Raw genomic sequence first — 23,222 nt, 5'->3', positions numbered from 1 at the left:
CGTCGCTCAGGGGTCGAGGTCCTCCGCGCACCGACGGGCGAAGACGTCCTGGGCGACCCGGGCCAAGGGTCCGGGCTCCTCCCCCAGCGTCCGGGGGTGCAGCCCGGGGACGCTGACCTGCTCCCCGGTCAGGAGCGTGGCCGGCGGCACCACGTCGACCTGCGTCACGGCACAGACGTCGCGGGTGCTGCTCGTGACCCACACCTCCTCGGCGTCGGCGAGCACGGACAGAGGCAGGTCCTCCTCCACCACCTCCACCCCCTCCTCGCGCAGCCACTCGATGGTCAGCGCCCGGGTCACCCCCGCCAGCGGCCCGCCACGCAAGGACGGGGTCCGCACGACCCCGTCGTGGACCACGAAGACGTTGCTTCCGGTGCCCTCGCACAGCATCCCGGCGGTGTTGGCGAAGATCGCCTCGGTGTGACCCCGACCCTTGGCCGCGGCCAGCGCCACGACGTTCTCGGCGTAGGAGGTCGACTTCACCCCCGCCATGGCGCCGCGCTCGTTGCGCGTCCACGGGACCACCGCGACCGTCGTGGTCCGCGGCGGCGGCTGCTGCGCGACGGCGGTGACCAGGTAGGTCGCGGCACCAGGGGTGCGGTCGCTCCCGAGCGGCCCGACGCCGGCGGTGACGGTGTAGCGGAGCCGGCCGAACGGCATACCCCCCTGGGACAGGACCGCCTCGATGCCCTCCTGCACGCGGCCCCGGTCCAGCGGCTCCAGACCCAGGCCGGCGAGGGAGCGGTCCATCCGGGCGTGGTGGCGGGTCAGGGCGAAGGGCGTGCCGTCGACCACCTTGCAGGTCTCGAAGACCCCGTCGCCGACGGTGACGCCGTGGTCGAGCGCCGCCACCGTGGCCCGCTCACCGAGCAGCTCGCCGTCGACCCACACCCGCACCTCCTGGTGCGGGGCGGGGCTGGGGACAGGGGGGACTGGGGTCATGGGGGCAATCTACGACGTCGATATCGTGGGGCCCGTGACCCGCACCCTGTATGTCGCGTCCGCCGAGTCCGTCTCGGGCAAGTCCGCCGTCGCCGTGGGCCTGCTGGCCGAGCTGTGCGCCCGCGGCGGCCGGGTCGGTGTCTTCCGCCCGATCGTCCAGGACCGCGGCCCCGACCCCATCGTCGAGCTGCTCCACCCGTTGTCGACCTCCCCCGCCGCGCCGGAGGAAGCCGTCGGGGTGACCTACGACGAGGTCAACCTGCGGACGGAGGCGGCGATCAGCACGGTCGTCGAGCGCTTCCACGCCTTCGCGGCCCAGCACGACACGGTGCTGGTCGTGGGCTCCGACTTCACCGGGGTGCCCGCGCCGGCGGAGTTCGCCACCAACGCCGCGATCGCCGCGCACCTGGGTGCCCGGCTCGTGCTCGTGGTCCCCGCCGCCGGGCGGCAGGTGGAGGACACCGCCACCGCGGTGCTGGTGGGGGTGCACGAGGCCAGGGTGCGGCACGCCGAGGTGGCGGCGGTCGTGGTCAACCGCGTGCCCCCCGAGCTCGTGGAGGACGTGCAGGACGACATCGAGACCCGGCTGAGCGACGACGCCGACGGCACGGCCGACGACATGCCCGTGCCGATGGTCTTCACCGCCCCCCACGACCCGTTGCTGGCCGCCCCCTCGGTGCGCGACCTGCTGGCCTCGGTCGACGGGGAGCTGATCGCTGGCGACGAGGCGCTGCTGGACCGGGAGAGCACCGGGCTGGTCGTGGCGGCGATGACCATGCCCCACGTGCTCGACCGGTTGCGCGAGGGCAACGTCCTCATCTGCCCCGGCGACCGGGAGGAGGTGCTCCTGGCCTCGATCTTGGCGCACCGCTCCTCCACCTTCCCGGCACTGTCCGGCATCGTGCTCAACGGGGGTTTCCGGCCCTCGGAGCAGATCGCCCGGCTGATCGAGGGCCTAGGCGTCGAGCTGCCGGTCATCTCCTGCGGCACGGGCACCATGACGACCGCCATGACGCTGCACGAGGTGACGGGGCGGATCACGGTCCGCTCGGGTCGCAAGATCGAGCACGCCCGCGCGCTGGTCCACCAGCACCTCGAGGTCGACGCGCTGCTGGGCGAGGCGGACCCCGTGGGTGGGCCGGTCGTGGCGGGCGGTCACCGGGTCGTGACGCCGCTGATGTTCGAGCACCAGCTCGTCGGGCGGGCGCGTGCCGCCGACGCCCACATCGTGCTCCCCGAGGGCGGCGAGGACCGCATCCTCCGGGCCGCCGACACCCTGCTCTCCCGCCGGGTGGCCCGCCTCACCCTCCTCGGGGACGAGGCCCAGGTGCGGGAGCGGGCGGCGGCCCTGGGTCTCAACCTCTCCGCGGCACAGGTCGTCGACCCCCGCACCAGCCCCCTGCGGGACGGGTTCGCCCGGACCTACGCCGAGCTGCGCGCCCACAAGGGCATGACCCTGGAGCAGGCCCACGACCTGGTCACCGACGGGGCCTACTTCGGGACCCTCATGGTCCGGGCCGGTGAGGCCGACGGGATGGTCTCCGGCTCGATCACCACGACGGCGCACACGATCCGGCCGGCGCTGGAGGTCATCCGCACCTCGCCGGACGTCTCCGTCGTCAGCAGCGTCTTCTTCATGTGCCTCGCCGACCGGGTGCTCGTCTACGGCGACTGCGCGATCAACCCCGACCCGACCGCCGAGCAGCTCGCCGACATCGCCGTCTCCTCGGCGCGCACGGCCGCCCAGTTCGGCGTCGACCCCCGCGTCGCGATGCTCTCCTACAGCACCGGCGGGTCCGGGTCGGGCGCCGACGTCGAGAAGGTGCGCGAGGCGACCGCCATCGTCCGGGAGCGCGAGCCCGACCTGCTGGTGGAGGGGCCGATCCAGTACGACGCGGCCGTCGACCCCGGTGTCGCCCGCACCAAGCTCAAGGACTCCCCCGTCGCGGGCCGGGCCACGGTGCTGATCTTCCCCGACCTCAACACCGGCAACAACACCTACAAGGCGGTGCAGCGCAGCGCCTCCGCCGTCGCCGTCGGACCGGTGCTCCAGGGCCTCAACGCCCCCGTCAACGACCTGTCCCGCGGTGCCACCGTCCGCGACATCATCAACACGGTGGCCATCACCGGCATCCAGGCGAAGGGCTGAGGGGTATGCAGCAGGCCGTGCTCGTCATCAACGCGGGCTCCTCGTCGGTGAAGTACCAGCTGGTCGACCCCGCGACGGGCGTCTCCTCCGCCAAGGGCCTGGTCGAGCGGATCGGCCTCGACACGGGGGTGATCACGCACACGACGCCGCAGGGCACCTGGCGCGAGGAGGGCCCCGTCCCCGACCACGAGCAGGCGATCGCCCTGGTGACCAGGGCCTTCTCCGAGCACGGCCCCGACCTGTCGGAGGCCGACCTGGTGGCCGTGGGGCACCGGGTCGTCCACGGCGGCGCGGACTTCGCCGACCCGGTCCTCGTCGGGGACGCCGTCCTGGCCACCATCGAGCGGCTCATCCCGCTGGCGCCCCTGCACAACCCCGGCAACCTCCAGGGCATCGCGGCGACCCGTCGCATCTTCCCCGACGTGCCCCAGGTGGCGGTCTTCGACACCGCCTTCCACCAGACCATGCCCCCGGAGGCCTACACCTACGCCGTCCCCGCACGGTGGCGCGAGGAGCTGCGGGTGCGGCGCTACGGCTTCCACGGCACCTCCCACGCCTACGTTTCGCGCCGGGCCGCCGAACTGCTCGGCCGGCCCCTGGAGGAGGTGCGCACCGTGGTGCTCCACCTGGGCAACGGCGCCAGCGCCACCGCCGTCGACGGGGGCCGCTCCGTCGACACCTCCATGGGCCTCACCCCGCTCGAGGGGCTGGTCATGGGCACCCGGGGCGGTGACCTGGACCCCGGCCTCGCCGGCCACCTCGTGCGCAACGGCGGGCTGACGCTGGAGGCGTTCGACCGGGCGCTGTCCAAGGAGTCCGGCCTGCTCGCCCTGTCCGGGTCGGCCGACATGCGGGAGCTGGTGGCGGCGCGGGAGGCCGGGCAGCCCGAGGCGCTCCTCGCCTTCGACGTCATGGTGCACCGCCTGGTGCGCTACGTGGGTGCGTTCGTGGCCGTCCTGGGTGGCGTGGACGCGATCGTCTTCACCGCGGGCATCGGGGAGCACACGCCTGAGCTGCGCGCGGCGGTGCTGCAGCGGGTGGCCTTCCTCGGGGTCGAGCTCGACGAGGACGCCAACACCGGCCTGCCCCGGGGGGAGACCGGGAGGGTGAGCACGGCGGACAGCCGGGTGGCCGCGCTCGTGATCCCGACCAACGAGGAGTGGGAGATCGCTCGTCAGGCGGCCGAGGTGGTGGCGGCGGGCTGAGGTCGGGCGCCGGCGCGGCCGGTCTGCCTCCGGGGCGGCTCAGCGCACCCGGCCGGCCGGTCGGCTCGGCACGGCCGACAGGAAGTGCGGTGCCGTGAGGCCCGCCTCCGCGAAGGCCGACGCCACCGCAACGGCGACCCGGTCGACGGAGTCGCGGCGGACCAGGGCGATCGCCGAGCCCCCGAACCCGCCTCCGGTCATTCGCGCCCCGACGGCGCCGGCCCCCAGCGCCGCGTCGACGGCGAGGTCCAGCTCATGGCACGAGACCTCGTAGTCGTCGCGCAGCGAAAGGTGCGAGGCGGTCATCAGCGCCCCCACCGCCCGGGCGTCGCGCTCCCGGAGCGCGGCCACCAGGTCGAGGACGCGCTCGTTCTCGGTGACGACGTGCCGCACCCGCTCACGGCCGTGCGGGACCCCGACCAGCCGGGCCACCACCTCGGGGTCCTGGACGTTCCCGGGGCCCAGCTCACGCAGCGAGGACAGCCCCAGCGCCGCCGCGGCGGCCTCGCAGGTGGCCCGCCGCGCGGCATACTGCCCGTCGGCCAGCGAGTGCGAGGCCCGGGTGTCGACGACGAGGACCTCGTGCTCGGGCAGGGTCCACGCGACCGGGGTGACCGTGCCGTCCCGGGCGTCCAGCAGCAGTAGGTGCTCGTCCACCGCACGGACCGACACGGTCTGGTCCATGCCCCCGGTGGCGGCACCGGCGTAGGCGTTCTCCGCACGGACGCAGACGTCCACGAGCTCCGCGTCCCCCAGGTCCGCCAGCCCCGGCACCACGTCGCGGAGGGCGACGGCGACCGAGCAGGACAGCGCGGCCGAGGACGAGAGCCCAGCCCCCAGCGGCACCCGGCCGTCCACGAGCACATCCACGCCGCAGCGGTCCGGCCCGGCGCGCTCCGCGAGGATGGCGACCACCCCCGCGAGGTAGGCGACCCAGCCGCCCGGATCGCGCGGGCGGACCCCGGGGACGGGACCGTCATACCCGAGGCCGGACATCTGACGCGAGGCGACCCGCAGGTGACCGTCCCCCCGGTGGCGGACGGCCGCGTAGGTTCGGTGCGCGAGCGCGAGGGGGAGGCACCAGCCGCCGTTGTAGTCGGTGTGCTCGCCGATCAGGTTGACCCGGCCGGGCGCCGCCCAGACCCCGTCCGGCTTCCCGCCGAACAGGTCCGCGAACGATCTCCCGAGCCCGGCCACGACCTCGGCGTCGTCGGGCGGGGCCACCCAGGTCTGGTCCGTCATGCCCCGCGCTCCTCGCGGACGTGCCACACCTGTGAGTGCTCCGGGTGCATGGGCTGCACGGGGAGACCCTGCTCGACCAGGACCGCGCCGGGCAGCGCGATCCCGTCGACCGCCCACGGCACCACGCCGCGCCCCGCCTCCAACCGCGGTCCACCGGGGCGCAGCAGCGTGAGGCGGTAGCGCCGCGCCGGGTCGAGCCCGGGCAGCCGCACCCGGTCCGGGCCGGTCGTGACCGTCCGCCGGACGGACACGACGTGGAAGAGCGCCTCCGAGTCGTCCTGCGCGACCACCCCGCTGACCCAGGTCGCGTCGTCGTGGTGGTCGCCGTTGACGACCCTGCCGGTGTGGAGCAGGCTCCGGTGCTCCTTGTGCAGGGCGACCCAGGCGGCGAGCTCATCCAGCTCCTGGCTCGTGCACGCCGACAGGTCCCACTCGATGCCAAGGTGGCCCCACAGGGCGGTGGCGGCCCGGAAGGCCAGGTCGTGGCGCCGGCCGGTGGTGTGCGAGCGGCCCGAGGCGACATGGGTGCCGACCAGCTCGGGCGGCACCAGCAGGAAGGTCCCGCGCTGGATCTGCTGGCGCTCCAGGGGGTCGATGCAGTCCGAGGCCCACACGCGCACGGTCCGACCCAGCACCCCCAGGTCCACCCGGCCCCCGCCGCCCGCGCACGACTCGATCTCCAGCCCGGGCGAGACCCCGAGGAGCTCGTCCATGAGCCGGTAGGCCGCCAGGGTGTGCTCGCGCACGCCCGGGACGCCGTCCGGGGTGTGCCCGGCGTCGTTGAGATAACGGTTGTGGTCCCACTTGAGGTAGGCGATGTCGTACTCGCGCAGCAGGTCCCGCAGCTGGTCGCGGACGTGGGCGTAGGCGCCGGGGTGCGCCAGGTCGAGGACGTGCTGCTGGCGTGACTCCAGACCGCGCCGACCCCCGGCGCTGAAGAGCCACTCCGGGTGCGCCCGCGCCAGGTCCGAGTCGGCGGACACCATCTCCGGCTCGACCCACAGGCCGAACTCCATACCGAGGGAGCGCACGTGGTCCACCAGCGGGCCGAGACCCCCGGGCCAGACCTCCTCGGAGACCACCCAGTCACCGAGGCTGGAGGTGTCGTCCCTCCGCCCGCCGAACCAGCCGTCGTCGAGCACGAAGCGCTCGGCGCCGACCTGGGCGGCCCGGTCGGCCAGCGCCGTGAGCCGGTCCAGGGAGTGGTCGAAGTAGGTGGCCTCCCAGCTGTTGAGGGTCACGGGACGCGGGCGCGAGGGATGGTGTGGGCGGGACCGCTGGAAGGCGTGGAAGCGGGCGGCGACCTCGTCCAGACCGGTCCCGTGGGCTGCATACATCCAGGGGGTCGTCAGGGCGGCGCCCGCCGCGAGCTCGACCTCCCCGTGCTCGAGCAGCTCGCCGCTGCCGAGGAGGCGCGCGCCGTTGTGCAGGCGCTCGGCGTAGGTCGTCTGGTTCCCGCTCCACCCCAGGTGGACGGCCCAGACCTGGCCGTGGCGGAAGCTGAAGCCGGGCTCGCCCGCGCACAGGAGGTGGACGGCGTCCAGACCGGTGCGTCCGGTGCGCACCTCCCGGCTGTGCACCCCGGCGCCGAAGGGGGCGCGCTGCGGCACCCGCTCCATCGTGTGACGGCCGGTGAAGTCGAGCAGCTCGCCCGCCCGCTCGGGGACCGGCAGGGTGAGGCGGACGGCGCCGACGGCGTAGGGCGCGGAGGCGTCGTTGGTGAGGGTGAGCCGTTGCCGCAGCAGACCTCCGGTATGCAGCTCCAGCTCGTGCTCGACGGACAGGCCCGCCACGGGGTCGGCCGCGCGGGTGAGGACGTGCTGGGTGCCGTCGGCCCGGGTCCCCGTCCGTGGCTCCTCGGTGGTGCGGAACGCCGGCGACCAGTCCCGGCCGTGCCGCGACCCCTCCACCCCGGGGCGGCCGATCCAGGCGCGGGCGTGCTCGGGCAGGACCGGCACCCGGTCGGCGACGTCGAACGGGCTGTCCCCCCGGGCGGCCCGGGAGGCCCGGGCGAGCGCCTCGAGGTCGGCCGGGGACAGGTCGCCGAGGTCTGCGCCCCAGTGCAGCACCACCGGAGCAGGCCGTCGGCGAGCTCCAGCACGACGGTGACGCCGGCGCTGCGGAGGTGGAGGAGTCGGGCGGGGGCGGGCCGGGCGTTCCAGTCACGGCCCCACCTCAGCGCACGGGATGCGCTGGTGTCCACCCGGGACCGGTCGCGTCGCTGTCCGGGTCTCCTTCGTTCTCCGCGGCCGGGAGCCGGTCGCCGTACTGCGTGAGGAAGAGCTCCTCCAGGGTGGGCGGGTGGGCCTGCAGGGAGCGCAGACCCAGATGGGTGAGCTGGGTGACCGCCTCCTGGAGGTGGTCGGTGTCGACCTTGAACTGCACCCGGCCGTCTTCGAGCTGCAGGTCGCTCACACCCGGGACCTGCACCAGGGCGTCCGCCGGGCGGTCGGTCTGAGCCGTGACCGCGGGGCTGGTGAGATGGCGCAGGTCGGCGAGGGAGCCGCTCTGCACGGTGCGCCCGGCCCGGATGATGCTGACCCGGTCGCACAGGGCCTCGACCTCGGCAAGGATGTGACTGCTGAGCAGCACGGTGCGCCCGTCCTGCCTCAGCCGCCGCACCCAGTGCTGGAAGACCTGCTCCATGAGCGGGTCCAGGCCGGCGGTGGGCTCGTCCATCACGTAGAGCTCGACATCGGAGGCGAGGGCCGCCACGAGGGCCACCTTCTGCCGGTTGCCCTTGGAGTAGGTGCGGGCCTTGCGCGAGGGGTCGAGCTCGAAGTCCTCCAGCAGCTGCGCCCGGCGGGACGGGTCCAGCCCTCCCCTGAGGCGGCCGAGCAGGTCGATGACCTCGCCGCCGGAGAGCCCCGGCCACAGGTCGACGTCGCCGGGGACGTAGGCGAGACGCCGGTGCAGCTCGGCGGCCTCCCGCCAGGGGTCGCCGCCCAGGAGGCTGACGCGGCCGGCGTCCGGCCGGAGCAGGCCGAGCAGCACCCGGATCGTGGTCGACTTGCCGGAGCCGTTCGGCCCGAGGAAACCGTGGACCTCTCCCGGCTCCATCCTCAGGTCGAGGCCGTCGAGCGCCTGCGTGCGGCCGAAGGACTTGTGCAGCTGCTCGACCACCACGGGTGCGTCCATGCCAGCCATCATGCCGTGCGACGGGCGGGCCGCCCACCCTGCGGGCCGCTGCGGTGGACGGCGTGCCGGCCGGGGACGACAGTGGGGTCATGGCTGAGAAGAAGAAGGACGACCGGCCGGGTTCCAGCATCAAGGACCCGGAGATGTATGAGGCGCTGCGCGAGGAAGGGATGTCGAAGGCCAAGGCCGCGGCGATCTCCAACGAGGCGGCGCGCACCTCGCGCGAGGAGGTCGCGCGCCGGGGTGGGGAGAGCGAGGCCTACGAGGAGTGGACCGTCGAGGAGCTGCGTCGCCGGGCGGCCGAGCTGGAGATCGAGGGGCGCTCGAGCATGACCAAGGACGAGCTCGTCGCCGCCCTGCGGGAGTGATCGTCGCCACCCAGCCCGGGTGAACCTTCCGGCGCCCGGGAGCGACATACCGGGTGAAGGCTCGTCCGGAAGGAGTGGCCGACGATGCGCACCCCGAGGCCGTCACCGCGCCCCAGGACCGTCCGCCCGCCGCGGGTGGTGGCAGCCGGGGCGGCGATCGTGCTGCTCCTCGCCGGGTGCGGGACGGACGAGCCGGACGAGGCGGCCCCGACGACCTCCGCCGCCACCACCTCGGCACCGACGCCCCCGAGCGCGCCGACCACCACCTCACCGCCGGGGACCACGACCACCGACCCCGCTCCCACGCCGGGTCCTCCGGCGAGCGAGAGTCCCACGGCGGCCCCGACCGTCCCCTCCCCCACGACACCTGCGCCGACCACCCCGACCCCCACTCCCCCTGAGCCCTCTCCCCCTGCCCCGGCTCCGTCGCCCAGGACCTCGCCCTCCCCCGTCACCGACCTCGTCGACCTCTGGTGGGGGATGGACATCGAGGCCTTCGGGACCGGACGCCGGGTCGTCGCCCTCACCTTCGACGGCGGCGCCTCCGACAGCGCGGTCCAGGACATCCTCGGCACGCTGGCGGACGAGGGGGTGCCGGCCACCTTCTTCGTGACCGGCCAGTTCGCGCGCACGTACCCCGACCAGGTGCGGTCCATCGCCGCCGCCGGCCACCCCGTCGGCAACCACAGCGACACGCACCCCCCTTCCCGCTGGCCACGAACGAGGAGATCCGCGCGGAGCTGAGCGCCGCCGACGCCTCGATCTCCGCCCTCACCGGCACGGCGACGGCCCCGCTGTTCCGCTTCCCGTTCGGCGACCGCACCGCGCTGGACATCGAGGTGGTCAACCTGGCCGGCTACGTCCCCGTCCGGTGGACCGTCGACACGCTGGGCTGGCAGGGCACGGAGGCAGGGATCACCACGGCGGTCGTGCGCCAGCGCGTCCTGGACACGCTGCGGCCCGGCCAGGTGGTGCTCATGCACGTCGGCGCGCACCCGGAGGACGGCTCGACCCTGGACGCCGACGCGCTGCCCGGTGTGATCGACGATCTCCAGGCGCGGGGCTACGGCTTCGTCACGGTCCCGGAGCTGCTGGCCGAAGGACCGTGAGACCCGGCGCGGCGGTCCTGCTCCCGGGCGAACGCCACCGCCCCGCGCACCGACTCCATCAGAGGTGCCGGTCGCCACCCGAGCTCACGCTCGGCCTTTCCGTGGTCCAGGGGGGTCCAGATGTGCATCATGCGCACCGTCGCCGGGGTGAGGGTGAGGTCGCGCCGGAGCAGGAGCGCCAGCACCGGGCCCAGCGCCCCGACGCCCTTCATCAGGCTCAGCGGCAGACCGACGCGGGGCGGCCGCACCCCGCCGGCGCGCGCCGCCATCACGAAGAGCTCCTGCACCGGGACCAGCCGCTCGGACACGATGTACCGCTCCCCCACCCGCCCCCGCTCCGCCGCCAGGAGCAGGGCGCGGGCGGCGTCCTCGATCCCCACCATCTCCAGCCCGGCCCCTCGGACGTAGACGGGGATCCGACCACGCGAGGCCTCGTCGATGAGCCGTCCGTGGGGTGTGGGGCGGTGGTCGCGAGGTCCGACGGTCGTGGCCACGCACATCACCACCGCGGGAAGTCCGCGGTCCCGGGCGTAGGCAAGGACCATCTCCTCCCCCTGGAGGCGGGCGCGGATGTAGGGTCCGCCGAGGTGGGCCCAGTTGCACGGCTCGTCCTCGGTCACCGGTGGCCCCGGTCGTACCGCGCACGTCCCCACGGTGCTGGTGTAGACGAACCGCTCCACCCGGGACGAGACCGCGGCCTCGAGGACGTGCCTCAGCCCCTCGACGTTGGCGCGGAACAGCGGCGCGGGGTCGCGCAGCCACGCCCGTGCGTCCACGGCGCAGTGGAAGACGACCTCCCGGTCAGCCATCACGTCCACCAGCGCGGCGTCGTCGGTGAGCTCGGCCCGGCGCACGTCGACCGGGAGGTCGTCGAACGCCACCGTGGAGCTGGTCGGGCGCACCAGCACGCGGACGTCGTCCCCCCGCTCCACGAGCTGCCGCGTGACGTGCGATCCGACGAACCCGCTCGCCCCGATGACGAGCCCCCTCCGCGTGGCCATGAGTCACGATCCACCCTGCCGGCACCTCGTGGCAAGACCGCGCGTCCGGGTTCCGCCCGACGGCGGCCGGGTCTACCGTCGAGTCATGGACACACCCACGGCGGGGCGCGCCCGACCTTCCCCGACGGCTACGGCATACCGGAGACGTCGGAGGGGCTGCTGACCTGGGCGCAGGTGGAGAGCAGGCTGCGTGACTCGTTGCACTACTGGATCAGCAGCGTCCGGCCGGACGGCCGACCCCACTCCGTCCCCCGGTGGGGGGTGTGGCTGGACGGGCGCTTCTGGTACGACGGGGCACCCACCACCGTCCACACCCGCAACGTCGAGCGGAACCCGGCTGTGACGCTCACCCTCGAGAGCGGCACGGAGGTCGTCATCGTCGAGGGCGAGTCGCACGCCACCCGGGCCGAGCCGGACGACCTGGGTGGGCGTCTGGCGCGGGCCTTCGGCAAGTATGCCGCCGCCGGCTACTCCCCCGCCCCCGACGCGTGGGCCGGTCCTGACGGCGGCGGGCTGCGCGTCATCTCGCCGTCCAGGGCGATGGCGTGGTTCTCGTTCCCGACCGACTGCACCCGGTTCAGCTTCTCCCGCCCTGACCTCGACGGGACGTGAGCCGCCCGGTCGCTCACACGTCCGTCGTGCCCTCGTACAGGCCGATCACGTTGCTGTCGGGGTCGCGGAAGATCGCCCACCAGCTCGTCTCGCTGATCGGCTGCTTGTCCATCACCACCTCCCCGCCCAGCTCGACGACCTTCCCCAGCACCTGCTCGATCGAGTCGACCTCGACGTAGGAGCGGGGCTGGGTGAAGTCCCCCTCACGGGGCGCGAGCCCACCGCCGCTGATCTTGTTGGGTGCCTGCCACATGGGGTAGCCCTCGAACCCCGGCGCCTCGGCGATCTGCCAGCCGAAGAGGCCGCTGTAGAACGCCGTGGCGGCGCTGGGGTCGGACACCGGGATGTCGATGTGGGTGATGTCACCGTGCGCCATGATCTGCTCCTGTCGTCATCGACCGTCGGCTCCGGCCCGGGCGGGCCGGAGCTCCTCCAGCATGGCACCGGGTACCGACAAACGTCCCTCCTCCGCGATCATCGGTGCGGTCCGTCGGTGCCGGGGGTCACACTGGGGCATGGGCCGCACGACCTTCGTGGGACGCACCTTCCTGCACCTCCTCGTCAACACCGCCGTGGCCGGACTGACCACCAGCTTCCTGTGGTTCGCCCTCACCTTCTGGGCCTACCTGGAGACGAGGTCGGTGCTCGCCACCGGCATCATCGGCGGCACCTACATGCTCTTCGTCTCCGTGAGCAGCATCCTGCTGGGCGCGGTCGTGGACCGGTTCCGCAAGATCACCGTGATGCGGCTGTCCACCATCGTGACGCTCGTCTTCTTCACCGGGGCAGCTCTGCTCTACCGCGTCGTCCCGGACGAGGCGATGACCGACCTTGGGCAGCCGTGGTTCTGGCTGCTGGTCGTGCTCGTCCTGCTCGGCGCCATCGTGGAGCACATGCGCAACATCGCCCTGTCGACGTGCGTGACGATCCTGGTCCCCGACGGGCAACGGGACCGGGCCAACGGCCTGGTGGGCACGGCCCAGGGCATCTCCTTCATGGCCACGAGCTTCCTGTCCGGGCTCTCCGTGGGTCTCCTCGGCATGGGCTGGACGCTCGCGCTCGCGACCGTCGTCGTCGGGATCGGCCTCGGGCACCTGCTGATCGTGCGCATGCCGCAGGAGCGGGAGCCGGCCTCCACCGGGGCGGAGGGTCACGGCCAGGTCGACCTGGCTGGATCCCTGCGGGTCATCCTCGCCCAGGCCGGCCTGATGTCGCTCATCCTGTTCTCGACCTTCAACAACTTCATCGGCGGGGTCTACATCGCTCTCATGGACCCCTACGGGCTGGAGATGTTCCCCGTCGAGGTGTGGGGCGCCGTGCTGGGAGTGACGTCCCTGGGCTTCATCCTCGGTGGCGCGGTGATCGCGAAGGTGGGGCTCGGGCGCAACCCGGTGCGCACCCTCCTGGTCAGCGTGGTCGCCATGGGCGTCCTGGGAAGCGCCTTCACCCTCCGGGAGTGGTGGTGGCTCTACGCCGGGGGGATCCTGCTCTACATGGCCCTCATCCCGGCTGTGGAGGCGGCCGAGCAGACGGTGCTGCAACGGGTGGTGCCGCTGGAGCGTCAGGGGCGGGTCTTCGGGTTCGCGATGGCGGCGGAGACGGCGGCCGCCCCCGTGACGGCCTTCCTCGTCGCGCCCCTGGCCGACCGGTGGATCATCCCGTATGCCGCGTCCGCACGAGGGCGGGAGATGCTGGAGCCTCTCCTCGGCGTCGGCACACCCGTCTCCCGGGGGATCGCGGTGGTCTTCCTCGCGGCCGGGCTCGTCATGGTCGCGACCGCGCTGCTGGCGCTGCGCTCCCCCGCCTACCGCGTGCTCTCCCGCACCTACGCCGGAACCGCGCCGACCGACCTCCGCACGCTCACCGGGCCCGGGGAGATCGTCACCTCGGCCTCGGGCGCCGCCCTGGCCGCCCGGACCGACCGGGTGACCAGGGCCGGGCCGGAGCCCCCGGAAGAGGCCACCGATGAGGTGGGATGAGGTGCGCCGCGGCATACCGCGACGTGGCCGCCTACGTCTCACGACGCGACGACACGAACCCGGACGAGCGCACGAGCCCAGTTACCGGTGTTGCAGACCCTCGACGTCGGGCAGGTCGCGGAAGCCGGTGAACGTGACGTCGCCGGCGATCTCGCGCGCGGCCTGGAGCCACCCGCCCCAGGCGGCGCGGGCGAGCGTGCCGCCGACGTTGATCCGGCGCACGCCGAGCTCGGCGGCCTCGGCGACGGTGACGAACGGCGCGTTGACGAGGAGGTTGACCGGCGCCGGGGCCACCGCCTCGATGATCGCCCGAGCCTGGTCGACCGACTCCAGGCGCGGTGCGTACAGGCAGTCGGCGCCCGCCTCGGAATAGGCCCGCAGGCGACGGGATCGTCTCCGTCAGGTCGGGCCGGGGGTAGCGTTCCCGTCCCCGTTCTCGTGCCTGGTGGGTCGTGCTCACCGGTCGGACTCCGCTGTGATGAGGCCGTGCTGGCGGGCCGCGGCCAGGGCGACGATAGTGTGCGGGCCTCGGGGCTGATCGTGGCGCGCTGGTGGCCCCCGATCTGCTTCCGGAGGGTGGCCTGGTCGTCCAGGAGTCGCTCGCCGGGCTTGCCGTCGATGTACCGGTGGAGCCTGGCCACCGTCAGCACAACCGACGACCCGCTCGCGCCACCGGCCGGGCGCGCCGGGGGTCCCATGACCATGGCAGGCGACAACCCCTCGACCGAATCAATCTGGCACGTATCTGGCACGCCCAGGAATGGAGAAGGGCCTCAGCGCAGCGTTTCCGCTGCTCAGAGGCCCTCTCAAAATGGTGGGCGATACTGGGTTTGAAACCGATTCCAGGGCATCCAGGGAACCCGTGCAGACACTTACAAACCCACCCCTGACCTGCGAATACGCCGTCCAGTGACGCTGGCCGGGAGTGGACACGAAACGACACGCGTACACTTCTGAACGACACGCAGACGACACGCAGGCGGAGGTGGGCAGGTGCCGAAGCGCCGAGCCTTCGGGCAGATTGCCAAGTTGCCTAGCGGCCGCTTCCGCGCACGGTACTTCGGGCCCGACACAGTTCTGCACAGCGCCCCCACCACCTTCGAGTCCAAGATCGACGCCGAGATGTGGCTCGCCGGTGAGCATCGACTCATCGCAAGGGATGAATGGGTGGCACCAAGGCTCAGGGTCACTCGCGAGCAGGCAGCGCAGACCACTACGCTAGCCGAGTACTCCGAACGCTGGATGGAGCAGCGGGACCTGAAACCGCGTACCAGCGGTCATTACCGTTCACTCCTTGACCGACATATCCTCCCCCAGCTCGGCAGCGTGCCCTTGACGCGATTGACGAGCGAGATGGTGCGCGAGTGGTACATGCAGCTGGACAAGGCTCGGCCTACCCTCCGAGCGCACGCGTACGGGCTGCTCCGGACGATATTGGGGACCGCGGTCACGGACGAGAAGATCTCGTCGAACCCCTGCCACATCCGTGGGGCCGGGAGCACCGAGCGCACCAAGAAGATCCGCCCTGCGACACTCGCCGAGCTCGAGGCCATCACCCAGGCGATACCGGAGAAGTACCGCCCGATGGTCCTGCTGTCGTCATGGTGCGCACTCCGGTTCGGGGAGCTCATAGAGCTACGCAAGAAGGACATCGACCTCGAGGCCGGTGTGATCCACGTCAGACGTGGCGTAGTCCGCACCGGCGGTCAGGTCATCGTGGGCACGCCCAAATCGGCAGCGGGCAGCCGAGACGTCGCAATCCCGCCCCACTTGGTCCCGATGCTGAGCGAGCACCTGGAGCGCCTCACGACCGGCGGACGGGAGACGCTCCTGTTCCCAGCCGCCGACGGCCACTCGCATCTCGCACCATCGACCCTGTACCGGATCTTCTACCGCGCGCGGGAGACCGCCGGCAGACCCGACCTACGCTGGCACGACCTGCGCCACACAGGAGCCGTCTTGGCTGCCCAGACCGGGGCCACTCTGGCCGAGCTCATGGCTCGCCTTGGACATTCCACCCCTCAGGCCGCACTGCGCTATCAGCACGCGGCCCAAGGACGTGACGCACAGATCGCTCAAGCGCTTTCCCGGATTGCAGAGGCAGAGTCGCATTAGCGGCTCTTCGTCTTTGAGGGTGGGGTCATAGGTTCAGCCCTCCGCCGATGAGGAGCATGCGGAGGCGGTAGTTCTCGAAGTTCGTCAGTCCTCGCGCGATCCGCCGGTGGAGCTCGATGAGGCCGTTGATGGCCTCGGTGCCGCCGTTGGTGGCGCCGGTGGTGAAGTAGGCCAGGAACGCTTCCTTCCACCTGCGCAGGGTCCGACCCAGGCGGGCGACCTCGGGGATCGGGCAGGAGGGGAACGAGGCGACGATGCGCTCGGCGATCTTGCGGCCCTCGCTCTTGTCGGTCTGCTTGTACGCGGAGCGCAGCTGTTGGGCGCACTGCCAGGCCAGGTCGACGGCGTCGTGCTCCTCGCGGACGGCGAAGGCCCGCTCGATCCGGGCACGCTGCTTGTCGGTGAGGTTCTCCTGTCCGGCGCGCAGGATGGTCTGGATCCCGTACAGCGGGTCGCCCTTGCGGCCGCGGTGCCCGGTGGTGGCCTGCTGCACCCGACGCCTCACCTCATCGACGCATCTGGTGCCGAGAGCGACGACGTGGAACGCATCGAGCACCGCGGTCGCATCGGCCAGCTCCTCATCGATCGCGGACTTGTACCCCTGGAACGGATCCAGGGTCGCGACGTCGACGGCTGCTCTGAACTGCTCCCCGCGGGCCTGCAGCCAGTCGGCGTAGGCGGCCCGGGTGCGACCCTGGACGAGGTCGAGCAGACGTGCCCTGACCTGCCCGTTCTCGTCCGTGCTCAGGTCGACCATGCCGGTCAGCTCCTTCGGTCCGCGGCCACCGTCGGCGACGGGCTTGGTGGAGACGTGGTGCCAGTTGGGTCGGTCCGGGGCGCGGTGGCGGCATTGCTGTCGCTCCGTTTCCCCGGACCGCCCGCCGAACCCGGCGTGCGATTTTCACCGCACCGGGCTCTCCACGAGGTGGTTGTTGCTCAGCCGGTGGTGGCTGTCGGTGTCCACGGGGTCGGGATCCGGTAGCCGCGGTAGCGGTACCGGACGACGGAGACGCTGGCTGCGCCCCGGAACCGTTGCCCGTCGACGGCGAGCCGCCAGGTCCCGGGCAGGCAGAACCTGCGCCGCAGCTCTGGCCATCCGATCTTGTGCTTGTCCCGCAACCAGGCCGTGATCCGCTCCCACGTGTAGGAGTCGACCGCGGAGAAGTCGCTTTGGACACGCCGTGCCGGAAGTAGTTGGCCCACCCTCGCAGCACCCGGCCCAGGTACTCGAACAAGTACCCGGGATCGTGGTGCAGGGTCGCTCTGTACGTCATGGTCTTCACCCGGCCCTTGATCGAGGCGATCGCCTTTCTCGAGGGCTTGGTGTACACGAACCACTTGTTGCTCCCTCGCCTCCGCATCCTGCGGACGTTGAAGCCGAGGAAGTCGAACCCGTCCTCGATGTGGACCACACGGGTCTTCTCCGGTGACAGGCGCAGGCCCATCGGGGCCAGCACGCCTGCCACCTCCGTCCGCAACTGCTCGGCGTGCTCCCGCTGCCCGGTGACCAGGACGACGAAGTCGTCGGCGTACCGGACCAGACGGTAGTTGGGCCTGCCTTGTCGCTTGCGGCGCTGCCGCTGGACCTCGGTGCCCATCTGTTGCTCCCACGCGGTGATGAAGTGATCATCCAGCGTGGACAGGGCGATGTTGGCCAGCAACGGGGACAAGATCCCGCCCTGCGGGGTGCCGGTGTGCGTCGCCTCCCGCGAGCCGGTGGTGGTCATCACCCCGGCCTTGAGGAACGACTTGACCAGCCTGGTCACGCGCTTGTCGCCGATCCGCGTTCGGACCCTGTCCAACAGCGCGACGTGATCGATCCTGTCGAAGCACGCCTCGATGTCGGCCTCCAGCACCCAGTGGTAGACTTGGTGGTGAAGTGATGGATCTCGGCGATGGCGTCCTGCGCGCGCCGGTTCGGGCGGAAACCGTACGAGCACGGCGCGAAGTCCGCCTCGAAGATCGGTCCAGCACCAGTTCAGAGCCGCCTGCACCACCCGGTCGGTCACGGTCGGGATCCCCAGCCTGCGGACCTTGCCGCTGGCCTTGGGAATCTCCACCTGACGTACCTCGACCGGACAGAACGTCCGCGCCCGTAACTGCGCGCGGACGCGTTCAGGAACTCCTCGACCCCGATCCGGGAAGCGATCCAGGCCACGTGGCCCGGTCCACCCCCGGCGTCCGCGACCCCTTGTTCCCCGCGACGCGTTGCCACGCCACCACCAGGAACGCCGGGTCACAGACCAGGTTGTACAGATCGTCGAACCGGCGGCCGGGGTCCCCGACCGCCCAACAATGCAGCTTGGTCTGCATCCTCCGTACCGTCACCTGCGCCCACTCATGCTCGGGCCAGATCACGGCGCCGGTGTTCACCGACGCGTCTTCGGACATCACAGTCCCTCCTTGCTTCCTCTCGCTGCCGTCCTTCCCCATGCGACCGGCTCTCCCGGCCTCGGAGTACTACGACGGCTCCGCCCCACCCGCACCCTTCGGTCGGCATCGGACCTATCCCCGCCACGAGGGCGGGGAACGGACTACGGGCGGTTCCCACGTTCACTGTTGCTCGGTCAACGGGCGAGGCGCCCGGCTTTGCCCCTGCGGTCTCGTCGTGGCTACGCCGTAGACCTTCACCACGACCTGCCAGGCCCGACACATACAACCGTCCCGACAGTTCCCCACCCCCGACGGCCACCTGGCTGGCAGCCACCACAAGGGGCAGGTACGCACCGCACACCAGCCCAGATCCACCGGGTTCGAGCTGGTCGACGATGAAGAGGCTTCACAACACCGGTTCCTTGCGTACACCTTCCCGTCTCGTTCACCAGGCACGGCCCGTCCGGTAGTGCCGAACCGCCCTGACTTCGTCGCGGCTGCTCCCACCCTCCCCGGCGATCCCCGGTTCAGGCTGCCGCCAACTTCACCCAGCCGCTACGACGACCAGGCGATGCAGGTCTCTCACCTCCATCCGAAACAACAGCGCCTCGTGGCGCACGATGTGCTCATCGACCCCAGGTGGACACACCGGCGAAGCGGGTCTCATCCTCGGCCGCGGCGGAGGATCGGCTTGATCGCGGACCAGACGGTGCGCCACCGCACGCCGAGCTGGCGGGCCATGCCCTGCACGAGGCGTGCTCGGCGGATCTCCGATCGCCCACCGAGCGGCCCTCGTGGTCAGGAGGCCGCGCGGGCGGACCAGGTCGGGCAGCTGCTCGGTGAACGTGGCCATCTCGCAGGCGTCCTCGCGGCACCGGTAGCGGCGCTTGCGCCAGATGAGCACGACCGGGGTGTCGAAGCAGGGTGCGTCGACCAGGCGCACCACGCGTCGGCTGTGCGCCTCGGCCACCGTCCCGCAGGTCGGGCACCCGGTCGGGACCGGGGCTGACTCGACCGTCACGGTGAGCAGGTCCGGTTCCCGCCGCACGGCGGTCACGTGCAGGCCGTCCAGGCCCACGAGCAGGTCGCAGTTGTGGCAGTACGCGCCGCCGGCGCACAGGGCGCGGCAGCACGACGTAGGCTCAGACACGTCGAGGTCCTTGAGATCGGGAGAGGTAGAAGTCCCCTGATCATCGAGGACCTCGACCCCGTCCCGGCCTCACCCAGCGCGTCGGCGCGCCGCCCTCACCCCACCCTCAAAGACGAAGAGCCGCATTAGCGGTCCGTGATCAACGGAGTGGCAACTGCACCGCCTGCCTGTCCCAGGGACGGCCTGGACGCGTCTAGGGCAGCTAACCTTCCCTCAGCCGCACCCACCCACGCCACTGGGTGGGTGGTCATCCCCTCGTCACTCCTTCAGACGCTCGACCCGCATGCACCGTTGATGGGTCTTGAGATCACACCTCATGATCACCGTCCTCTGTCGACGGCGCTCGAAAACTGAGCAGTTTCGGCGGTCGAAGAGGGACTGTCCGCTAAACGGTGTTTCTGGCCCGACGCGCCGGCTCAGCTGGCGGGGAAGGTCATGAGATGACCGAGAAGATCTCGAGCATGAGCTCGATGCCCAAGAAGGTGAAGAAGACGACCTCGCGCAGCGAGGCAGAACAGGCGGCGGTCCGGGAGCTGGTCAAGGCCGCCCGGGCCCGCGGTGAGGACCTGACCGGCCCGGACGGGCTGCTCAAGTCGATCACCGCCACCGTCCTGGAGACCGCGCTGGAGGAGGAGCTGACCGAGCACCTCGGCCACGAGAAGCACCAGGTGCCCACCGCCGGGAACGGCAACATCCGCAACGGCACCCGCCCCAAGACGGTCCTCACTGACGCCGCCGGGGAGGTGACGATCGCCGTCCCGCGGGACCGGGCCGGCACGTTCGAGCCGGTCATCGTCAAGAAGCGACAACGGCGGCTTTCGGACGTGGACGCGGTCGCGATCAGCCTGTTCGCCAAGGGCCTGACCACCGGTGAGATCAGCGCGCACTTCCACGAGGTGTACGGCGCCAGTATCAGCAAGGACACGGTCTCGAGGATCACGGACAAGGTGCTGGAGGAGATGGCCGCCTGGTCCTCCCGTCCGCTGCAACCGGTGTACGCGGCCATCTTCATCGATGCGATCTACGTCAAGGTGCGCGACGGGCAGGTCGGCAACCAGCCCTTCTACGCCGCGATCGGTGTCGACCTGAACGGCCGGCGAGACGTCCTCGGGCTGTGGGCAGGGCAGGGCGGTGGTGAGTCGGCGAAGTTCTGGATGAATGTGCTGGCCGACCTGAAGAACCGCGGCGTGCGGGACGTGTTCTTCATCGTCTGCGACGGCCTCAAAGGACTGCCCGACAGCGTCAACGCCGTCTTCCCGCAGGCGATCGTGCAGGCCTGCGTGATCCACCTCATCCGGGCGACGCTGCGCTACGCCAGCCGGAAGTACTGGGACCAGCTGTCCAAGGACCTGCGCCGCATCTACACCGCCCCCTCGGTCGAGGCGGCGTGGGCGGCGTTCGAGGAGCTCGAGGAAAAATGGGGCAAGCCCTACCCAGCCATCCCCAAGATGTGGAGAGCAGCGTGGGAGGAGTTCATCCCCTTCCTGGCCTACGACGTGGAGATCCGCCGCGTGCTGTTCTCCACCAACGCCATCGAGTCCCTGCACGCCAGGTACCGGCGCGCGGTCACCGTGCGCGGGCACTTCCCGACCGAGCAGGCCGCCCTGAAGTGCCTCTACCTGGTGACCCGCGGGCTGGACCCCAAGGGCACGGGGCAGGCACGATGGACCATGCGGTGGAAGCCCGCGCTCAACGCTTTCGCCGTCACCTTCGCCGACCGCATGCCGGCCGCGGAGAACCTCTGAGATGAACGCCAGAAACACCGTTCATCGGACAGACCCGTCGAAGAGTGAGCGGGTTCAGTCTAGGGATTCTTGCTCGGCCTTGATGCTGGGCAGGGTGTCGACGCCGCGGTCGCGGAGGCGGTAGGAGGCGCCTTTGAGGGCGATGACGTCGGCGTGGTGGACGATGCGGTCGATCATCGCGGCGGCGACGACCTGGTCGCCGAAGACGCCGGCCCAGGAGCTGAACGGCAGGTTCGACGTGAGGATGAGGGAGGCGTGCTCGTAGCGGGAGGAGACGAGCTGGAAGAAGAGGTTGGCGGCGTCCTGCTCGAAGGGCAGGTAGCCGACCTCGTCGACGATGATCAGCCCGTAGCGGCGTAGCCGGGTCAGTTCGGCCGCGAGCCGGCCGCGGTCGTGGGCCTCGGTGAGGCGGGTGACCCAGTCGGTGGCGGTGGCGAACAGCACCCGGTGCCCTTGGCGGGCGGCGGAGACGCCCAGGGCGGTGGCCAGGTGGGTCTTGCCGGTGCCTGGTGGCCCGAGGAGGACGACGTTGCGGTGCTCGGCCAGGTAGGCACCCGAGGCGAGGGCCTGGATGGGGGTGCGGGCGCCGGGTTGGTGGTCGAAGTCGAAGTCGTCCAGGGTCTTGACCGCGCCGAAGCCGGCGGCGCGGATCCGTAGCCGGGCGCCGGAGGCGTTGCGGGCGGCGACCTCGCGTTCCAGGACCGCGGCCAGGTAGTCCTCGTGGGTCCATCCGGTGTCGCGGGCGTGGTCGGCCAGGCGGGCGGCGGACTCGGTGATCCTCGGCGTCTTCAGCGCGGCGGCCAGGTGGGTGATCTGCTTGAGCGACTCAGACCCGGCGGAGGGTTTGGGTGTCATGGCTGGCTCACCTCGCCCAGCCCGAAGGCGCGGTCGTAGTCGGCCAGGTCCCGCACCATCGCGTCCCCCTCCGGTGCTGCTGGGGTGGGGTGCTGGTAGTCGTGCCGCAGCGCGGCGGCGGTGGCGACGTGGGCGGGGTCGGTCACCGTCATGCTCCGGGCCCAGCGGCGTGGGTGCTCGGCGACCAGCCGGCCGGCGTGCCGGACCCGGACGGTGTCCAGGTCGGCGGCCACGTCGACCCGGGCACCGATGGCGCGGGGGTCGACGGAGTAGTCGGAGGTGTCGACGCGCACGACCCGATCGAGGCGGCCGAGCCGTACGTCGACACCTACCCGCCGGACCCGGCATGAGCAGCGCGTCTGCGCGCGGGAAGCCATCCATGCCTGCGATGCCCAGGACCGCAGCAGCACCGGAACAGTGCGGATCAGGCCCGCCAACGGGTCACCCCGGCGGTAAAGGAGCATCGACACCCGTACGCGTGCGGACCGGCTTGTAGGCGCGGAACCGCATCAGGTGATCCCGTGCGGCCTCTTGGACGTTCACGCCGGTGAAGCCGGCAGCGGCCAGCCCCTCGAGGAGCTCCTCGGCGGAGACCATGCGGTGGGGCGATCGGTCAGCGTGGTGCACGAACCGTGCGAGGAGCGTGTTGGTCAGGTCGTACCCCAGAAGCACACCGCCGGGCTTGAGGACCCGCAGGGCTTCGGCCGCACCGTCACGCCAGCTGATGACATGGTGGAGCACAAGGTTCGACATGACTGCGTCGAACCGGTCGGTGGCGAACGGCAGCGAGGTCATGTCTGCGGCCCGTACGCGCAGGTTCGGTAAGGGGGCAAGCCGGGCGCGCGCATCGGCGACCATGGCCGCGTCGACGTCCGTCACGGTGATGCTGGCCTCCGGAAATCTGCGGGCAGCGGCCTCGGCCATGGCCCCGCTCCCCGCGCCGACCTCCAAGACCTCGCCGAAGATCACGTGACCGTCCAGCGCCCACGGCAAGAGGACCCGCTGCGAGAACACCTTCCAGGGTGCCGCTCGGCAGAACGCTGCTTCGATCGCGGACATGCGCGGCATGTGTCCTCCCTCGGTGGGAGAGTAACGCGAGCGGTCGTGCGCGACCTGCGCGGTGTCGCGGCGGTCGTAGGTCCCCGCGCGGTCAGACCGGCGCCCTGCCCCTGGGGTCTGCGCGGTCGTACCAGGCCAGGTGTACTACAAGAGCGGTTCCAGAGAACCGAACATCGGCAT

At 71.6% G+C, this 23,222-nt stretch carries 23 protein-coding genes and 2 pseudogenes; 10 read left to right on the top strand and 15 right to left on the bottom strand.

Features of this window, described 5'->3' with window-relative positions; translation table 11 throughout:
- Positions 1-6: 6 nt before the first annotated feature.
- Complete coding sequence (locus E3Z34_RS08750) at positions 7-942, bottom strand: aminotransferase class IV (protein WP_134773283.1); 936 nt, start codon at positions 940-942, stop codon at positions 7-9.
- A gap of 34 nt (positions 943-976) precedes the next feature.
- Here E3Z34_RS08750 and pta point away from each other — a divergent pair, with 34 nt between their 5' ends.
- Complete coding sequence (gene pta / locus E3Z34_RS08745; RefSeq protein ID WP_194092403.1) at positions 977-3,091, top strand: phosphate acetyltransferase; 2,115 nt, start codon at positions 977-979, stop codon at positions 3,089-3,091.
- Positions 3,092-3,096: 5 nt separating this feature from the next.
- Positions 3,097-4,296, top strand: a complete 1,200-nt coding sequence (locus E3Z34_RS08740) for an acetate/propionate family kinase (RefSeq protein ID WP_134773281.1) — start codon at positions 3,097-3,099, stop codon at positions 4,294-4,296.
- A 39-nt stretch (positions 4,297-4,335) separates the two neighbouring features.
- Here E3Z34_RS08740 and galK read toward each other — a convergent pair whose 3' ends face one another.
- The 3 genes from galK to E3Z34_RS08725 all read right to left on the bottom strand — a co-directional run bounded on the left by galK (position 4,336) and on the right by E3Z34_RS08725 (position 8,676).
- The gene (gene galK, locus E3Z34_RS08735) at positions 4,336-5,538 is read right to left on the bottom strand and encodes a galactokinase (protein ID WP_134773280.1); all 1,203 of its coding nucleotides are present in this window, start codon (positions 5,536-5,538) and stop codon (positions 4,336-4,338) included.
- Positions 5,535-7,610 carry an alpha-galactosidase gene (locus E3Z34_RS08730; RefSeq protein WP_134773279.1) on the bottom strand — a complete coding sequence of 692 codons (2,076 nt, stop codon included), beginning with the start codon at positions 7,608-7,610 and terminating at the stop codon, positions 5,535-5,537. Before E3Z34_RS08730 ends, galK begins: the two co-directional genes overlap by 4 nt.
- Before the next feature lie 103 nt (positions 7,611-7,713).
- Complete coding sequence (locus tag E3Z34_RS08725) at positions 7,714-8,676, bottom strand: ABC transporter ATP-binding protein (protein WP_134773278.1); 963 nt, start codon at positions 8,674-8,676, stop codon at positions 7,714-7,716.
- 89 nt (positions 8,677-8,765) lie between these two features.
- Here E3Z34_RS08725 and E3Z34_RS08720 point away from each other — a divergent pair, with 89 nt between their 5' ends.
- The 4 genes from E3Z34_RS08720 (at position 8,766) to E3Z34_RS18245 (ending at position 10,153) form a co-directional block, all read left to right on the top strand.
- Complete coding sequence (locus tag E3Z34_RS08720; RefSeq protein WP_134773277.1) at positions 8,766-9,044, top strand: DUF7218 family protein; 279 nt, start codon at positions 8,766-8,768, stop codon at positions 9,042-9,044.
- A 53-nt stretch (positions 9,045-9,097) separates the two neighbouring features.
- Positions 9,098-9,445, top strand: a complete 348-nt coding sequence (locus E3Z34_RS18255; RefSeq protein WP_202976934.1) for a hypothetical protein — start codon at positions 9,098-9,100, stop codon at positions 9,443-9,445.
- A gap of 79 nt (positions 9,446-9,524) precedes the next feature.
- Positions 9,525-9,788: a polysaccharide deacetylase family protein gene (locus E3Z34_RS18250; protein WP_202976933.1), complete on the top strand. Its 264-nt coding sequence runs from the start codon at positions 9,525-9,527 to the stop codon at positions 9,786-9,788.
- Positions 9,789-9,883: 95 nt separating this feature from the next.
- Entirely contained in the window at positions 9,884-10,153 is a 270-nt protein-coding gene (locus tag E3Z34_RS18245; RefSeq protein WP_202976932.1) for a polysaccharide deacetylase family protein, read from the top strand.
- On the opposite strand, the gene E3Z34_RS08710 is transcribed toward E3Z34_RS18245, so the two are convergent.
- Positions 10,108-11,154, bottom strand: coding sequence for an NAD-dependent epimerase/dehydratase family protein (locus E3Z34_RS08710; RefSeq protein ID WP_134773276.1), 1,047 nt, complete (start codon positions 11,152-11,154; stop codon positions 10,108-10,110). The two genes, E3Z34_RS18245 and E3Z34_RS08710, sit on opposite strands and share 46 nt — an antisense overlap.
- 174 nt (positions 11,155-11,328) lie before the next feature.
- On the opposite strand from E3Z34_RS08710, the gene E3Z34_RS08705 reads away from it, so the two are divergent.
- Positions 11,329-11,766, top strand: a complete 438-nt coding sequence (locus tag E3Z34_RS08705) for a pyridoxamine 5'-phosphate oxidase family protein (RefSeq protein ID WP_238695090.1) — start codon at positions 11,329-11,331, stop codon at positions 11,764-11,766.
- 13 nt (positions 11,767-11,779) lie between these two features.
- On the opposite strand, the gene E3Z34_RS08700 is transcribed toward E3Z34_RS08705, so the two are convergent.
- On the bottom strand, positions 11,780-12,142 hold the full coding sequence (locus tag E3Z34_RS08700; protein WP_134773275.1) for a VOC family protein: 363 nt from the start codon (positions 12,140-12,142) through the stop codon (positions 11,780-11,782).
- 139 nt (positions 12,143-12,281) lie between these two features.
- On the opposite strand from E3Z34_RS08700, the gene E3Z34_RS08695 reads away from it, so the two are divergent.
- Positions 12,282-13,745: an MFS transporter gene (locus E3Z34_RS08695; protein WP_134773274.1), complete on the top strand. Its 1,464-nt coding sequence runs from the start codon at positions 12,282-12,284 to the stop codon at positions 13,743-13,745.
- A gap of 81 nt (positions 13,746-13,826) precedes the next feature.
- Here E3Z34_RS08695 and E3Z34_RS08690 read toward each other — a convergent pair whose 3' ends face one another.
- Positions 13,827-14,078: an isocitrate lyase/phosphoenolpyruvate mutase family protein gene (locus E3Z34_RS08690; protein WP_238695475.1), complete on the bottom strand. Its 252-nt coding sequence runs from the start codon at positions 14,076-14,078 to the stop codon at positions 13,827-13,829.
- Positions 14,079-14,738: 660 nt separating this feature from the next.
- Here E3Z34_RS08690 and E3Z34_RS08685 point away from each other — a divergent pair.
- Positions 14,739-15,860 (top strand): tyrosine-type recombinase/integrase, encoded by a 1,122-nt coding sequence (locus E3Z34_RS08685; RefSeq protein WP_134773272.1) that lies wholly within the window; start codon positions 14,739-14,741, stop codon positions 15,858-15,860.
- Positions 15,861-15,885: 25 nt separating this feature from the next.
- Here the strand turns inward: E3Z34_RS08685 and E3Z34_RS18865 are convergent.
- The 5 genes and pseudogenes from E3Z34_RS18865 to E3Z34_RS08670 all read right to left on the bottom strand — a co-directional run.
- Positions 15,886-16,692, bottom strand: a pseudogene (locus E3Z34_RS18865) (ISL3 family transposase); the annotation flags it as partial.
- 104 nt (positions 16,693-16,796) lie between these two features.
- Positions 16,797-17,063 (bottom strand): hypothetical protein, encoded by a 267-nt coding sequence (locus E3Z34_RS18860; protein ID WP_238695432.1) that lies wholly within the window; start codon positions 17,061-17,063, stop codon positions 16,797-16,799.
- Between the two features lie 20 nt (positions 17,064-17,083).
- Positions 17,084-17,854, bottom strand: a pseudogene (locus tag E3Z34_RS20255) (reverse transcriptase domain-containing protein); the annotation flags it as partial.
- A 121-nt stretch (positions 17,855-17,975) separates the two neighbouring features.
- Positions 17,976-18,293 carry a hypothetical protein gene (locus tag E3Z34_RS18235; RefSeq protein ID WP_202977063.1) on the bottom strand — a complete coding sequence of 106 codons (318 nt, stop codon included), beginning with the start codon at positions 18,291-18,293 and terminating at the stop codon, positions 17,976-17,978.
- A gap of 484 nt (positions 18,294-18,777) precedes the next feature.
- A complete protein-coding gene (locus E3Z34_RS08670; protein WP_134773271.1) occupies positions 18,778-19,383 on the bottom strand; it encodes a transposase family protein in 606 nt (201 codons plus the stop codon).
- Between the two features lie 470 nt (positions 19,384-19,853).
- Here E3Z34_RS08670 and E3Z34_RS08665 point away from each other — a divergent pair, with 470 nt between their 5' ends.
- Positions 19,854-21,128: an IS256 family transposase gene (locus E3Z34_RS08665; RefSeq protein ID WP_238695474.1), complete on the top strand. Its 1,275-nt coding sequence runs from the start codon at positions 19,854-19,856 to the stop codon at positions 21,126-21,128.
- A 54-nt stretch (positions 21,129-21,182) separates the two neighbouring features.
- On the opposite strand, the gene istB is transcribed toward E3Z34_RS08665, so the two are convergent.
- The 3 genes from istB to E3Z34_RS08650 all read right to left on the bottom strand — a co-directional run bounded on the left by istB (position 21,183) and on the right by E3Z34_RS08650 (position 23,051).
- Positions 21,183-21,983 (bottom strand): IS21-like element helper ATPase IstB, encoded by an 801-nt coding sequence (gene istB / locus E3Z34_RS08660; protein ID WP_134773269.1) that lies wholly within the window; start codon positions 21,981-21,983, stop codon positions 21,183-21,185.
- Positions 21,980-22,276 (bottom strand): Mu transposase domain-containing protein, encoded by a 297-nt coding sequence (locus E3Z34_RS20250; RefSeq protein WP_134773268.1) that lies wholly within the window; start codon positions 22,274-22,276, stop codon positions 21,980-21,982. Before E3Z34_RS20250 ends, istB begins: the two co-directional genes overlap by 4 nt.
- Before the next feature lie 148 nt (positions 22,277-22,424).
- Entirely contained in the window at positions 22,425-23,051 is a 627-nt protein-coding gene (locus E3Z34_RS08650; protein WP_134773267.1) for a class I SAM-dependent methyltransferase, read from the bottom strand.
- Positions 23,052-23,222 lie beyond the last annotated feature (171 nt).

The organism is Ornithinimicrobium flavum, assembly GCF_004526345.1.
Lineage (GTDB): Bacteria > Actinomycetota > Actinomycetes > Actinomycetales > Dermatophilaceae > Ornithinicoccus > Ornithinicoccus flavus.
This window is presented reverse-complemented; position numbering and strand designations above follow the sequence as displayed.

Bases quoted from the DNA above. Each gene is read 5' to 3' on its own strand.
- E3Z34_RS08750 (WP_134773283.1), bottom strand. From the start codon at position 942: ATGACCCCAGTCCCCCCTGTCCCCAGCCCCGCCCCGCACCAGGAGGTG.
- E3Z34_RS08740 (WP_134773281.1), top strand. From the start codon at position 3,097: ATGCAGCAGGCCGTGCTCGTCATCAACGCGGGCTCCTCGTCGGTGAAG.
- galK (WP_134773280.1), bottom strand. From the start codon at position 5,538: ATGACGGACCAGACCTGGGTGGCCCCGCCCGACGACGCCGAGGTCGTG.
- E3Z34_RS08725 (WP_134773278.1), bottom strand. From the start codon at position 8,676: ATGGACGCACCCGTGGTGGTCGAGCAGCTGCACAAGTCCTTCGGCCGC.
- E3Z34_RS08720 (WP_134773277.1), top strand. From the start codon at position 8,766: ATGGCTGAGAAGAAGAAGGACGACCGGCCGGGTTCCAGCATCAAGGAC.
- E3Z34_RS18250 (WP_202976933.1), top strand. From the start codon at position 9,525: ATGGACATCGAGGCCTTCGGGACCGGACGCCGGGTCGTCGCCCTCACC.
- E3Z34_RS08710 (WP_134773276.1), bottom strand. From the start codon at position 11,154: ATGGCCACGCGGAGGGGGCTCGTCATCGGGGCGAGCGGGTTCGTCGGA.
- E3Z34_RS08700 (WP_134773275.1), bottom strand. From the start codon at position 12,142: ATGGCGCACGGTGACATCACCCACATCGACATCCCGGTGTCCGACCCC.
- E3Z34_RS08695 (WP_134773274.1), top strand. From the start codon at position 12,282: ATGGGCCGCACGACCTTCGTGGGACGCACCTTCCTGCACCTCCTCGTC.
- E3Z34_RS18235 (WP_202977063.1), bottom strand. From the start codon at position 18,293: ATGGGGAAGGACGGCAGCGAGAGGAAGCAAGGAGGGACTGTGATGTCC.
- E3Z34_RS08665 (WP_238695474.1), top strand. From the start codon at position 19,854: ATGCCCAAGAAGGTGAAGAAGACGACCTCGCGCAGCGAGGCAGAACAG.
- istB (WP_134773269.1), bottom strand. From the start codon at position 21,983: ATGACACCCAAACCCTCCGCCGGGTCTGAGTCGCTCAAGCAGATCACC.
- E3Z34_RS08650 (WP_134773267.1), bottom strand. From the start codon at position 23,051: ATGCCGCGCATGTCCGCGATCGAAGCAGCGTTCTGCCGAGCGGCACCC.